The organism is Fibrobacter sp., from assembly GCA_024399065.1.
Taxonomy (GTDB): domain Bacteria; phylum Fibrobacterota; class Fibrobacteria; order Fibrobacterales; family Fibrobacteraceae; genus Fibrobacter.
In genome coordinates this window covers 1-12,874 of record JAKSIB010000059.1, presented here as the reverse complement: position 1 = coordinate 12,874, position 12,874 = coordinate 1, and the positions used below count along the sequence as shown (strand labels likewise).

Here is a 12,874-nt window from a genome sequence, read left to right as displayed (position 1 = left end):
AGAGGCACGAGGCACGAGGCCCGAGGTTCGAGATTTTGGAAAAGAGGCACGAGGCTCGAGGCCCGAGGCCCAGAAACAGGAAGGAGATCCCGGCCTTCGCCGGGATGACAACGCGGGTGAACCTGCTGCCTTTAAGATTGGCGTAACGGAACCTCGCCGCTTGGCAGCTATGTCCATTGCAGATCGTCTTCGCGAAGAACTGAAGGACGATGCCTTGGTCAGTACCAAGATTCGTTTTTGGGAGCAGGGGACGAGTGACGCGCCCATCAAGGTGATGACCGACGGTATCCTTTTGCAGGAATTCCGCCGCGACAGGCTTTTCAAGCAGTACTCCGCCATTGTTATCGACGAAGCCCACGAACGTTCCTTGAACATCGACATCCTCTTGGGCATTTTCAAGACGGTGCTGAAGGAACGTCCGGACTTTAAACTGATTGTGGCGTCTGCAACTCTGGATGCAGCCCTCTTTGAAAAGTTCTACGACAGCAGCTGTGTGCTGGAAGCGGAAGGCCGCACGTTCCCTGTGGACGTGGAATATTATTTCCGTGGGGAGTCCCGCAGCGCAGGCAACCCGTGGGGAAAGGGGTTCCGCGGCCCCGATGGCAGCGACGACGATGGTCCTCGTGACGCGTCCGGCAAGGGAGACTCTGGGCTCATTGAGGAAGCCCGCGATGCGATTCTGGATTTGGAAAGCAGACATCGCGACCACTTGCTGTGTTTCTTGCCCACGGAACGTGACATTCAGGATTTGGCCAACGAATTGAAGCCCGACTTGGATGCCGCCAGCTTTGATGTGCTTCCGCTGTATGGACGCATGAGTCCCGAGGAACAGCGCCGTATTTTCAAGAGTACGAATAAGACGCGGGTGGTGTTGGCTACCAACATCGCCGAAACCTCCCTGACTATTCCTGGTATTGCCTACGTGGTGGATACAGGCATGGCGCGTATCTCACGTTACAATGCCCAGGCCCGAATCCAGGGGCTGCCTGTGGAAGAAGTTTCCAAGGCCAGCGCCCGTCAGCGTACTGGCCGTGCGGGCCGCGTTAAGCCTGGTGTCTGCGTTCGTCTTTATTCTCCCGAGAATTTTGAAAAGCGTGATGACTTTACGGAACCGGAAATCCGTCGCAGTAACTTGGCCAATGTGGTGCTGCAGTTGCGCAGTCTTGGCCTGGAAATGGAGACGTTCCCGTTCCTGCAATCGCCTCCTCATTCTGCATTCCGTGGCGCCTACAAGACCTTGTTTGAACTTGGAGCCCTGACTGCGGATAATGCAACTGCCCATGTAACAAAACTTGGCCGCGAAATGTCGAAGCTGCCCATGGACGTGGCTTTGTCCGCGGTATTGTTGCGCGCCCGTGATGCAGGTGTTTTGCAGCCCGCCTTGATTGTTTGTTCCGCATTGTCCATTCAGGATCCGCGAGTTGTTCCTAATGAAGAACCGGAACGTGGCCGTGTCCGCGGTTTGCACCGTAAGTTCGCAGGCCATAAGAGCGACTTCCTGACTTATGTCTGCATGTGGAACGCCTTCTGCGAAGAATGGGATGGAAAATCCTGGAATAAGCTTCGCAAGTTCTGCGACAAGAATTCCTTCCATTTCCTGCGTTGTCGCGAATGGATTGATTTGTACGAGCAGTTCGGCAGAATTCTTGATGCCAAGTTTGAAAACCGCGTTTGCGATTTGAAGAGCTTCCATGCAGATAATCTGCATATCGCCTTGCTCTCCGGATTCCTGGGAGGCATTGCCCGCCGCGATATTGAAAACGGTTGTTATCGACTGGTAAGCGGCCGTGAAACTCATGTGTTCCCGGGAAGCGATCTTTATGGCAAGAGCGTGGAATGGCTCTTTAGTGCTGAAGTCCGTGAGACTAGTAGAATCTTCTTGACCAAGGGTACGGAAATCAAGCCGGAATGGATTTTGCAAGTGGCAGAACCTTTCTGCACCCGCCGCTGGTTTGCTCCTACGTGGAACAAGGAACGAGGCTTTGTTGAAGCGGTTGAGGAAGTCAGTTTCCGCGGTCTTGTGATTAGTCGCGGTAACCGTGTGGACTATGCCCGCATCAATCCAGAAGAGTGTGCAGAAATCTTCTGGCGCGAAGCCGTTGTGGTGGGGGAGATGGCAAGGCCGTTCCCCTTCATGACCCATAACGAACGTGTGGTGGAAAACCTGCATGCGTTGGAAGCCCGCAAGCGTCAATTCGGTCTCGCTCCCAGCGAAGACGCCTTGGTGGATTACTACGTGCGAATTGCCCCGAAGGTCAATTCCATCCGAACCCTCAGAAATTATCTGGCGGAAAAGGGCGACCAGTGGCTGAAATTTGATGAAAAGTTCTGGCTGGATCAATTAGACGAGAGTACGGGCGTTGCCCTACAGACGAGAGACGAGAGAGGCTTCGCAAAACTTGGTGATTTCTTTGAGTCCCGAACGAATGGCTCTCGTGATCAGCGTGGAAAAAAGCAAACGGATAAGCCTGAAGCGGAACTTGGTGGTTCCGTAGAACAGTTCCGTATTATGGAACTGACCCGCGGCAAGGAACGTGTGGTCACTGGTGAAATGGTCTTTGATGCCACCAAGAGTTGCGATGGTATTACCTTAAGGTTCCCCTTCGATTTGCTCACAGAAACGTCTCCCGCAACATTGGCCCTTTCCATCCACCAGTGGCGTGAATGGATGATTGAATCCATTGTGCGAGAAATGCCCAAGGCGGCCAAGAAGTATTTGGAAGGCCGCCGCACGCAAATTGATGACGCCTTCTGCGATAAGCTTTTGAATAATCCCCACAAGGCTCCGCTCCTTTGCTTGTACGAAGCCTTGTCTGAAATCAAGCAACTGGATTGTGACATTCCTACGGTGACTCCCGAAAGGGAAAATCACTTGCGCTTACATCTAAGCGTATTCAAGCCTGGTGTCGCAGAAAAATTCCCCTTGGAACTTTCTCCGGAGTGGGGTAGTTTCCGCTTGTTCCTGGCGGTGCGCCAGGTGGTGGTAACTTTCGGTATCGACTTTCCGCTGGATGGATTCCGCTTTGGTTGGCGTCTTGGCGAATCTGCCTTGATGTCCCAGGGAGAATCCCTGTTCTGGCAGAACTTCCGCAAGCGTTTGGAACGTGATTCCCATGGTCATTCTGGAGACTCGCACCTCGAACCTGATGCCTCCCTTGTTGCTGACCGCTTGAACATGCTGGAAACGGGTGGCCTGTATGCCGATGGCTACAAGACTGCCATGAAAATCTGGGTGGCCAAGTCCTTGAACGTTGATAATCTGGATGCTAATCGCTGCACCCGCTTTTCCGGGCTTGAATTCTCCCGCGGTAAAAAGATTTCCGACTTCCGCAACTTGGCTGCCACTACCCGCAGCGAAGATGAAGAAATCCGTCTTTCTCTGGTGCGAGCCACTTATGAAATGGGCCTGCTGGGTGCAGAAGCTTTTGTAAAGAGCTGGACTGTACTGAAGGACTTTAGCGTCTCCATGCGTCAGGGCAAGGAACATGCTGCCGCCGCCCGCGATTTCATTGTCCAGAAACTTGCCGCAGTTTACAGCGAAGATTCTAAGTGCGCTACTTTGTACGAAAGAATCGCCGCCGCCGCAAAAATCCTCAACGTCAAGGTGGAAAATCTGGACTTTGGCGACGATTCCGCCTCAGGATCCGCCGCGGGCTCCAAGGGCGGCTCCTCCCAAGTTTCGCTGGACGCTCGCTCCCTCCGTGAATCCTTCAGGCCATTCCTGAAGGCCCGATTCATGAAGGATCACGAATTGAAGGCCGCTCGCGACCTTCTATCCAGCATTGATAAACTTTCCGCTGACGACTCCGAATATCCGGAACTTTACCTGCAGGCAAAGGCTATGCTGGAAGACTTCGAAATCATCAAATTCAAGCGCAAAGGCGATGATTCCGAAGAAGTGGTGGAAGTAGATGCTCTGGCCAAGCTGAAAGGCTGTTTTGGCCGACTATAATCTTGGCTTTATAGCACCCTTTTATTGGGCTGTTCCATCGTAATTTTCTAAATTGTGGGCGATGAGTTTTATTTCTCGCATTTTCAGTATTTTGTGCCTCGTGGCTTTGGCTGCCTGTGATATGCCTTTCAGTAAGGAAGGCCAGGTGGTTGTTTCTGTTGGTGAAACCAAACTTTACGAATCTGATATCCGCGCAATGGCTCCGGAATGGGACAATTGGGACGATCGTACCAAGCTGACTTTCCTGGACCATTGGATTAATGAGGAAACCATTTTCCAGGAAGCCCAGAAGAGCGGCGTCATGGATGATACTTTGTTGCAGAGTCAAATCCAGCAGACTGTCCGTAAGATGGTTGTAGATCATTTCCTGCAGAGCTTCGCTGACACCATGATGGTTGGCGATGCCGAACGCCTGGACTATTACACCAGCCATTCTGAGTTGTTCCTCCGCGGAAAGACCATGGCCTCCGGCGCTATCCTCTACTTTAAGGAATGGGGCAATGGTAGCACCTATTACCGTGGCCACAAGGATCAGGTCTATGATTCCATGCCTAATCCTCATTATTTGATCAAGAAGATTGAAACATTTGATTCCGTAACCGTTTCCCCGGATACTTGTATTCTTCCGTCCATTACCGAGGCTACCGTGGGCAAGATTACCCCCATGAAGGTTTGCGGTAACGCACTGAAGATTGCTGTGGTTGTTTCTCGTTTGGATTCTGCCGACGTTCTGCCTTACGCCGAAGTTGCCGAAGATGTGGCTTCCCGTGCCTGGGTGGAACACCAAAAGGTTGTGATGGACCGATTGAAGAAGGAATGGAAGAACGCTCGCCCCATTTTCTCCAAGGTCAATGTTTTTAGCGAAAAGGATAAATAATGAAGTTCCTTAGCCGTATTTCTTTGTTGATGTTTGTAATGGCTTCCGCCGTGATGGCAGAACCTGTCCTGATGGAAGGTGTGGCTGCCGTGGTTGATGGCAAGCCCATTATGCGTTCCGAATTCTTGAACAACCTTTACCACTTCCAGGAAACTCCTGAAGGCGCTGCAATGTCCGAACAGCAGCAGAAGGAATACGTGCTGGACCAACTCATTGAAGAAAAGGTCTTGTTAAGCCGTATCGACCGCGATTCCATCGTGGTGAGCGACGCCGAAGTGGAACAGCGTGTGGACGCCCATTTGCAGCAGTTGGCCGCAAGTCAGAATACTAACCTGGCTACCTTGGAAAAGGCAATTCGCGCGCAGCTTGGCATGAGCATGGCCCAGTACCGCGACCAGCTTTCCAAGCAGATTCGTGGCCATATCGAAGTGACCCGTGTTCGTCAGCGTCATGTTGGCATGATCAACCCCACCAAGAAGCAGGTGGATAACTTCTATAACGAATACAAGGATTCTATTCCGCCGCAGTACAACTGCGTTTTGCTGAGCCACATCCAGTTGCCCATTACCCCGGACTCCATGGTGATTGACTCCGTCCGTCAGGTGGCCGAAGCTCTTATTGACACTTTGAACTTGGGCATGAGTTTTGAACTTCTTGCACAGAAGTATTCTCAGGACAGCTCTGCAGAAAAGGGTGGTGACTTGGGCTACTTTAAGCGCGGCCAGTTGGATCCGACTTTTGAACGTGCGTTGGACGGCTTGAAGAATGGCCAGTATTCCTCCGCTCCGGTAAAGACTAATCTGGGCTGGCACATTCCTCGCGTGCTTGGCCGTAAGGAAGATGGTGTTCGTTCCGCACAGATTTTGCTCCGCACGGTTCCTACTGCAAAGGACTCTGCTGCAGTTATTGCACGTGCTGATTCTTTGCACAATGCAGTCAAGACTTCTGAAGAATTTGCTGATGCCGCTAGAAAGTTCAGTGAAGACAAATCCAGTAACTTTGCCGGTGGTCGTCTCGGTTGGTTCCAGAAGAATGAAATGGAACCGGCATACGTTGATCCTGTTGCCGACTTGAACGTGGGCGAAGTTTCCGAACCGGTCTTGATCGATGGTGCCTACCATATCTTCCGTTTGGATGATGCCCGCCAGATGCGCGACTTGACTCTTGAAGAAGACTACGGCAAGATTGAACAGCTGACAGCAAGCCACCTTGAAAACAAGAAACTTACAGAACTGATCAAGAAGTGGCGTAAGGAAGTCCACATCGATATTCGCTTGACCGAATAATAGTTCACCAGGGTTCCGCACCGTGATTCACTTTAACCATGTGACCAAGTCCTATGAAGACAATTGGAAAGCACTTTCCAATGTGTCCTTCCGAATTCGCAAGGGCGAGTTTGTGTTCTTGACAGGTCATTCCGGTGCAGGTAAGTCTACTCTGTTGAAGTTAATTTATATGGACGAACGCCCTGATGAAGAGCGCGGCGGCCAGGTTATGGTGAAGTTCACCGGCGATTGCCTTTACGACAGCAAGAACACCCCGGATAAGAATATCCAGGCTCTCCGTCGCAAGATGGGCATTATCTTCCAGGATTTTAAGCTTCTCCCGGACCGTAACGTTTTCGAAAATGTGGCCCTTGCTCTTCGCATTGTGGGCACTCCCAGCAACAAGATTAACGCCGCCGTGTTTGACGCGCTGGCTCTTGTGGGAATTAGCCAGAAGCGTTTTGCTATGCCTTATACCCTTTCTGGTGGTGAACAGCAGCGTGTTGCCATTGCCCGCGCCATGGTGCATAATCCGTACCTGCTGCTGGCTGACGAACCTACCGGTAACCTTGACCCGAAAAACGCTGAAGAAGTTTTCCGTATCTTCAAGGAAATCAATGCCCGCGGTACTACCGTGCTGATGGCTACCCATAACCCGGACTTCTATTTGAACAGTCCTTTCCGCCGTTTGACTTTGGATCACGGCGAACTTTTGAACAGAGATATTCTGTAAGCGCGACTCATTTCGAATAACGTTCAGTTGTCATTCCGAGGGAGCGAAGCGAATTGAGGAATCTAGGGCTGAATTTTCTTGATTTCGCCGGGTTTTAAGTCGCCCAGAGTAAAGTCGTCAATTTGAATGCGGACGAGGCGCAAGACTTCGTAGCCCAGGAATGCAAGCATTCTGCGGATTTCACGGTTCTTGCCTTCTGTCAAAGTGAATTCCAGCCAGCAGTTCTTTTCGCCTTCGGCGTGGAGGGTGACGGATGCGGCATGCATGAATTCTTCCGGTTCGCCAAACACGCGAGGCGGCACGGTAACGCCCACTTCCATTTGATGAAGTTCGTCGGCTGTGGGCTTACCTTTCACCTGGACGCGGTAAATCTTCTTGTGTTCAGGTTGCGATTGCTTGTCATTGCGAGCCGCAGGCGTGGCAATCGAAGTTGAGTTAACCTGAGCAGAGCCGGCCTTCGGTTCCAAAATCCTGTTAGCCCATTCGGTATCATTACTGAAAAGCAGCAACCCTTCGCTGGCTGCGTCCAATCGGCCTACCGGTGAAATGTGGGGCGCTTCCTTGCCCGGGAAAAGCTTGCTGTATTGTTCCTTGAAAAGTTCGGTGACGGTGGCGCGGCCTTTTTCATCGCTTGCAGTAGTTACCACACCGCGGGGCTTGTTCATCATGAAGTAGACTTTTTCGTTTGCTTCGATGCGCTTGCCGTTGATGATGATTTCGTCGTTTTCGCGGGCGGGAGTTTCCGGGTCTCGCACGATGCGGCCGTTGAGGGTGACGCGACCTTCTCGCACCAACATTTCCGCCTTGCTGCGGCTGCAGTAGCCACGCTTGCTAATGACGCGGGCGACGCCGTGTGCCTTGCCTACAAACTTGTTTGCCCCCTGCTGTGGCTTATTGTTGGCTTTGCCAAATGATTTAAAACTCATTTACAATGACCTCAGCAGGTTAAAAAGTTTTTCGTTAAACGCGTTGTTCAGAACGTCGGCGGAGCCTTCGTCCATGCCATCGGCGTAATCTTGATTGGTGGCTCGTTCGCCGCAAACATCTACGCCAAGAATTTTATGGTTTGCAAAAAGCTCTCGCAGAATTTCGTCTAGTTGCGCAAAGGTCAAGGAGCCTTGATCCCAGTTGGTCACCACTTCAGAAAGAGCGAGGGCGTCCTTGTCGATGCTGATATAAACACTTTCGGAATGTAAGGTGCTAAGCGCTTGGATTGCTGCTTTTGCGATGTCATCGCGAGGTGCGTCGCACCGTGGCGATCCAAGAACTTGACCACTTTCTGTTACAAAGACAACCCTGTCCGCGTATTTTTCAAATTCCGTAGAAGGTTCGTTCTTGATTTCTTCCACCAGGTGGTTTGCCACACCGATAATCACCACATTTCGCACATTAGGATTATGGTCCAGAACTTCCTTGACCCATCCGCCGCAGCTGAGAATTCCCTCGAATCTGGGAGGTTGCATATCCGGATGATGGTCAAAAATCACCAAGTCAAAAGGTTCCTGAACGTAGTCTGTCCAAAGCTTGCTGTTGTAATGGTAATTTCCGTTATCAAAAAAGTGAACGCCCGGCTGATTTCCTGTGTTGCAAACTTCAGTCATGAACTTACGCAGTTCTGCCTGGGCATCGTCATCGCAGTAGCAGTCTGTTCCGCTAATTTGGGTACAGTCCATCCATCGCACATTATCGTTGGCGCGGAGTGCCTGCATGAACGGCTGCTCGCCATAGACGCCTGCAAAATCCTGGATGGTGGTGTAGAACTGCATAGTTCAAAAATAAAAAAAGAAGGAGTGCCGACTTTCGCCGACACTCCCATTTTGGGGGTTAGGAGGAATTAGTTTTGCTGAGGCTCTAAAGCGCTCAGATCGATTTCTTCGTTTTTCAGCTTACGTGTAAGCAGGTAGAAAATAGGGGTGTCCAAAGCGGCAAGCATCATCTTGAACACGTACTGGCCCACCATCATGGAAAGGAGTACGGGGCGCATTTCTGCCTGGAACAGCCAACCGAAGCCAAAGCCGAAGGCGATGCCAATGAACACGATGGTGTCCCAGATCTGGCTTGTCATGGTGGAGGCGTTGTTCCAAATCCAGCGGTGCTTTGTGTCGCCGTGCTTTGCGATATAGCGGCTGCGGATCTTGTGGAAAATCCAGATGTCCCACTTCTGGGCGATGAGGTACCCGGCGAGGCTTGCAACCACGAATACCCAGTTTTGGCCCAGGAGCTTCACGTAGGTTTCCTGCATGCCGGCGTCGGCTGCGGGCAAGTGCTGCGTGAACAAAATCAGGAAGGTGGCGAATACCTGGCCGACAAGGCCGAAGATGACGGCGGTGTTGGCTTCTTTCTTGCCCCAGACTTCTCCGATGACGTCGGTGGCGAGGAAGGTGAAGGCGTAGCAAACGCCTGCGCCCGGCAATGTGACGGGATTGCCGAAGAGGCTAATTCCGGTGTACATCAATTTTGCGGTGACCACATTGGAAATCACGAGGCCCACGGTAAAAATGATGTTGAGAAGGATAAGGTTCTCAGCAGTCTTTTTCATTTTAAGGCTCCAGGTTTGAAGGGCCGGGAACAAAGTTTTATTTCCAGGAGTTTCTGCGATCAACGCTTGCGAATAAGCGGTCGATAGCCTTCTGTTCGTACACGGTACCCGGCTTGCCGTAGTTGGCGAAGGGGTAGATGGAAATTCCACCGCGGGGGGTGAAAATGCCTTCCACTTCGATGTACTTGGGATCCAGAAGCTTTACCAAATCCTTCATGATGATGTTGGCGCAGTCTTCGTGGAAGTCACCGTGATTACGGAAGCTGAAGAGATACAGCTTCAAGGACTTGGATTCCACAATGTACTGGTCCGGCACGTAGTTGATGCGGATTTCGGCAAAGTCCGGCTGACCGGTTTTCGGGCAGAGGGATGTAAATTCCGGGCAGTTCAGCATGACCATGTAGTCATTGTCCGGATGCTTGTTGGGGAATCGTTCCAATACTTCGGGATCGTAATCGTATTTGTACTTGGTGTTCTGATTGCCAAGTAAGGTGACGCCTTCAAGTTCTGCGTCGGTGCGGCCGCATTTCTCGGTCATTTTAGCTCCTAGTTTTGTTTTGAGACAGGAGGTTTTCGAACTGTCTACTTTATCAAGCAAGGAGCAATGTAGAAAAAATTGGGATGGCTTTCAAGGTTTACGAGGTGAAGTGCGCCCCTTGATGTTTTATTTAAATCGTTTGCAGAACTTGCAGCTTTGGCAGAAGGGGTGGCGAAGCTCGTGATTGGCGAAGCCTTCGCGGATATTTGTAGCCATGGGGGAGGAAAGAATTTCTGTCAAGGAATTTTCCTGGATATGGCCTAAGGTAATTTGCCCGCTATGATCCAGGCAGCAGGCAACTACGCGACCGTCGTGAAGAATGGCGACATGGGTGTCTAAGGCACGACAAGTTCCTCGCGGAAAAATGAAGCTCTGTTTTTTTAAAACTTCTCGAGCCTCGAGCCTGGAACCTGAAACCTGTTCCGGCCACTCGAAGCGGGAATCCTGATGGATGTAGATGCGGCCTTCCACAAGGAAACTTTTGTGACGGCTGCAGAAATGTTCCAAGGTGATTGGCGCGCGGTTCTTGTTTGATGAATCTGCGCGAATCTCGTTGGCGCAGTCAACTCGGCCGAAGGCATTATTGACCTGCTCCAGCATGTAGTTGTTCCACGCGTTAGAACATTCATCCCCAACATTCCACAAACGCAAATTGATGTACAAGTCGGGGCGCGACCCTGCGGCGATGCGACAAAAATCCAGCACGTTCTGCAGGTTTTCCGCGGCTTCATCCAAAGGCAATTCTGCATAAGCGTGGGTGGAAAAATTCACTTGGCGAACAGCGGGGGAGGCGAGAATCGTTTTGCCTGTGCGTTCAATGGTGGTGCCGTTTGTAGTCAGAGTCAGGGATAAACTTTTTCCATCGTTGCGTGCGGAAGAAACTTGCTCCAATTTCTTTAGGTAAATTCCAAAGCCAGGATGAAGTGTTGGCTCCCCAAGAACATGGAAGTACACCTGTTCTGTAACAGTTGCTGCTTCGTTTAGGCAACGTTCAAAAAGTTCCGACGGCATGAAAGTACGCGGAGCGGCAACCCTTGTTGTCATCCCGGCCTTTGGGCCGGGATCTCCGCAAGGGCAGAAACTGCAATGCAAATTGCAAACATCCGTGATTTCAATATAAACGCCGTTCACTTGATTTTGTCATCCCGGACTTGATCCGGGATCTCCTAGAACTTCAGTTTCAACTTCTTTTGGCTGTAAATAGATTGTCCGCCGTTGCAAACATAAGCAGCAATGCAAACCACAAAGAATGCTGGCAAACAGTCAAAACCGAAGACTTCGCAACCAATCAAAATGGGTGCCCACAAAGTGTTGGTGGCGCTGCCGAAAACTGCTGCGTAACCAAGTGCTGCTGCCAGCGGGAAAGGCAAACCGAACATCACTGCGGAAACAGCACCAAGGCTTGCGCCAATGCTGAACAACGGAGTGACTTCGCCGCCTTGGAATCCTGCGGCCAAAGTAAGAATGGTCAGGACCAATTTCAAAAGCCAATCGTAACTGGCAATGTCAGTGGCAAAACCGTTTGCGCCAACAAAGCTCATGTCGATCAAGTTGGTGCCCAGGCCGGAGTAACGTCCCTGCCACAGCAGCAGAAACAAGGCAGAAAGCGAAACGCCCATGATGGCGATACGCTTGATGGGGTCGGGAAACTTCTTGGCAAAGAATGTTTTGGCCAGACTCAAAAGCTTTGCGAAACCACCTCCGATGATGCCGAAGAGAACACCGATCAGGGCGAGTTTCACCACAAAGTTAATGTCCAGTGCGCCATTGTTCAAGAAAAGGCCTGTGACTGTTGTGCCGTCGTCGGTGCAGAGCAAACCATTCAGGTCAACGCTGAACTTTTCAAGGCCCAGCATGTTGGAAACCTTGCAGGCGGTAAATGCTGCTGCCGCTGCGGGCAAAAGTGCTGCGAGATCCATGTGACCCACAATCAAAACTTCCAAAGCGAATGCGGTTGCTGCCATAGGAATCTGGAAAAGTCCGCTGAAGCCTGCGGCCATACCAGCCACCAACATAATGTGGCCGGCGTTTTCGAAAGGAAGTTTCTTGCTGATGTTGTGGCCCAAAGTTGCACCAATCTGTACGGCAACACCTTCACGACCGGCGCTACCACCGAACAAATGGGTTGCCCAAGTTGTTACCGCAACCAAGGGAATCAAGCGGAGAGGAATGTTGTTTTCCTTACCCTGACCCACGGCGAAAACCAAGCCCATGCCTCGTTCAGCGCCCTTACCCAATTTCTTGTAAAGGAGGATGATTCCTGCACCAGCCAGAGCCAATGCGGGAATGAAGTAAATCGGATTTGCATCGCGAAGCCCGCCGACAGCAAGCAACACCTGGCCGAAAAATGCCATTAATGCACCGATTGCGGCACCCATGGCGACAGCAACAATGGTGAGCACCGGTAAAGCAAACCACTTCTTGAAAAATCCGGTAACGCGAATTTTGGCTTGCTCTTTCGCCATCTTCATCATTTGCTCCTTCATTTCGGGAGACATGCCGGCGAACTGATCTTGAAACTGCTTGTATTGCTGATTGAATTTCATACTAGACTCTTTTGTTTTTACGCGTGCAAATTTAGAAAATCAAAAAGTCCAACGGGGTTTCCGCTGGACTTTTTAATATTTGCTTGGATTGCCACGTCGCGTGGGCTCCTCGCAATGACATTTCGCTTGATTAAAGGCCAGAAAGTTCGCGGGCCTTGGCTTCAACGCCTGCGATGTTCTTCGGGTCTTCAAGCATGATGTTCACGAACACGGAACCTGCCACCACTGCGTGCACGTGCTTGCAGAGAACCTTGGACTGTTCGCCGGTACGAATACCGAAACCGCCAAGAACCTTGGCACCGCCCTTGCCCACGGTGTCCAGGAAGTCGAGAGTTGCCTGGTCGATGACGGTCTGGGAACCGGTAGTACCTGCGCGCAGTGCTGCGTAGATGTACTTGAATCCCTTGGATGCCATTTCTTCGAG

Annotated in this window: 11 protein-coding genes and 2 pseudogenes; 6 read left to right on the top strand and 7 right to left on the bottom strand. The window is 51.3% G+C overall.

All coding sequences use genetic code 11. The features are described from left to right. The 6 genes and pseudogenes from MJZ25_15800 to ftsE form a co-directional block, all read left to right on the top strand. The coding region (locus MJZ25_15800) for a DUF3418 domain-containing protein (GenBank protein ID MCQ2125637.1) at window positions 1-3,952 on the top strand (3,952 nt) is incomplete at its 5' end. Window positions 3,953-4,013: 61 nt separating this feature from the next. Next, on the top strand, window positions 4,014-4,829 hold the full coding sequence (locus MJZ25_15795; protein ID MCQ2125636.1) for a hypothetical protein: 816 nt from the start codon (window positions 4,014-4,016) through the stop codon (window positions 4,827-4,829). Between the two features lie 71 nt (window positions 4,830-4,900). Beyond that, window positions 4,901-5,182: pseudogene (locus MJZ25_15790) on the top strand (SurA N-terminal domain-containing protein). Between the two features lie 105 nt (window positions 5,183-5,287). Continuing rightward, a pseudogene (locus tag MJZ25_15785) lies at window positions 5,288-5,644 on the top strand (peptidyl-prolyl cis-trans isomerase). 6 nt (window positions 5,645-5,650) lie between these two features. After that, window positions 5,651-6,115 (top strand): peptidyl-prolyl cis-trans isomerase, encoded by a 465-nt coding sequence (locus tag MJZ25_15780; protein ID MCQ2125635.1) that lies wholly within the window; start codon window positions 5,651-5,653, stop codon window positions 6,113-6,115. A 22-nt stretch (window positions 6,116-6,137) separates the two neighbouring features. Further along, window positions 6,138-6,827: a cell division ATP-binding protein FtsE gene (gene ftsE, locus MJZ25_15775; protein ID MCQ2125634.1), complete on the top strand. Its 690-nt coding sequence runs from the start codon at window positions 6,138-6,140 to the stop codon at window positions 6,825-6,827. A 62-nt stretch (window positions 6,828-6,889) separates the two neighbouring features. Here the strand turns inward: ftsE and MJZ25_15770 are convergent, their stop codons facing one another. From MJZ25_15770 to MJZ25_15740, 7 genes are all read right to left on the bottom strand, one after another. Then, window positions 6,890-7,753 carry an rRNA pseudouridine synthase gene (locus MJZ25_15770; protein ID MCQ2125633.1) on the bottom strand — a complete coding sequence of 288 codons (864 nt, stop codon included), beginning with the start codon at window positions 7,751-7,753 and terminating at the stop codon, window positions 6,890-6,892. After that, window positions 7,754-8,593 (bottom strand): arginase family protein, encoded by an 840-nt coding sequence (locus MJZ25_15765; GenBank protein MCQ2125632.1) that lies wholly within the window; start codon window positions 8,591-8,593, stop codon window positions 7,754-7,756. A 68-nt stretch (window positions 8,594-8,661) separates the two neighbouring features. Beyond that, window positions 8,662-9,366, bottom strand: coding sequence for a queuosine precursor transporter (locus MJZ25_15760; GenBank protein ID MCQ2125631.1), 705 nt, complete (start codon window positions 9,364-9,366; stop codon window positions 8,662-8,664). Window positions 9,367-9,403: 37 nt separating this feature from the next. Continuing rightward, window positions 9,404-9,904, bottom strand: a complete 501-nt coding sequence (gene queF / locus MJZ25_15755) for a preQ(1) synthase (protein MCQ2125630.1) — start codon at window positions 9,902-9,904, stop codon at window positions 9,404-9,406. Between the two features lie 126 nt (window positions 9,905-10,030). Next, window positions 10,031-11,035 carry an SPASM domain-containing protein gene (locus MJZ25_15750; protein MCQ2125629.1) on the bottom strand — a complete coding sequence of 335 codons (1,005 nt, stop codon included), beginning with the start codon at window positions 11,033-11,035 and terminating at the stop codon, window positions 10,031-10,033. A 35-nt stretch (window positions 11,036-11,070) separates the two neighbouring features. Then, on the bottom strand, window positions 11,071-12,450 hold the full coding sequence (locus MJZ25_15745; protein MCQ2125628.1) for a chloride channel protein: 1,380 nt from the start codon (window positions 12,448-12,450) through the stop codon (window positions 11,071-11,073). Between the two features lie 130 nt (window positions 12,451-12,580). Beyond that, window positions 12,581-12,874 (bottom strand): tryptophan synthase subunit alpha (locus tag MJZ25_15740; protein MCQ2125627.1); only part of this gene is annotated, 294 nt, incomplete at its 5' end.

What these genes read in the sequence shown, in the direction of transcription:
- MJZ25_15795 (MCQ2125636.1), top strand. Translation starts at nt 4,014, where the DNA reads ATGAGTTTTATTTCTCGCATTTTCAGTATTTTGTGCCTCGTGGCTTTG.
- MJZ25_15770 (MCQ2125633.1), bottom strand. Translation starts at nt 7,753, where the DNA reads ATGAGTTTTAAATCATTTGGCAAAGCCAACAATAAGCCACAGCAGGGG.
- MJZ25_15765 (MCQ2125632.1), bottom strand. Translation starts at nt 8,593, where the DNA reads ATGCAGTTCTACACCACCATCCAGGATTTTGCAGGCGTCTATGGCGAG.
- MJZ25_15760 (MCQ2125631.1), bottom strand. Translation starts at nt 9,366, where the DNA reads ATGAAAAAGACTGCTGAGAACCTTATCCTTCTCAACATCATTTTTACC.
- queF (MCQ2125630.1), bottom strand. Translation starts at nt 9,904, where the DNA reads ATGACCGAGAAATGCGGCCGCACCGACGCAGAACTTGAAGGCGTCACC.
- MJZ25_15745 (MCQ2125628.1), bottom strand. Translation starts at nt 12,450, where the DNA reads ATGAAATTCAATCAGCAATACAAGCAGTTTCAAGATCAGTTCGCCGGC.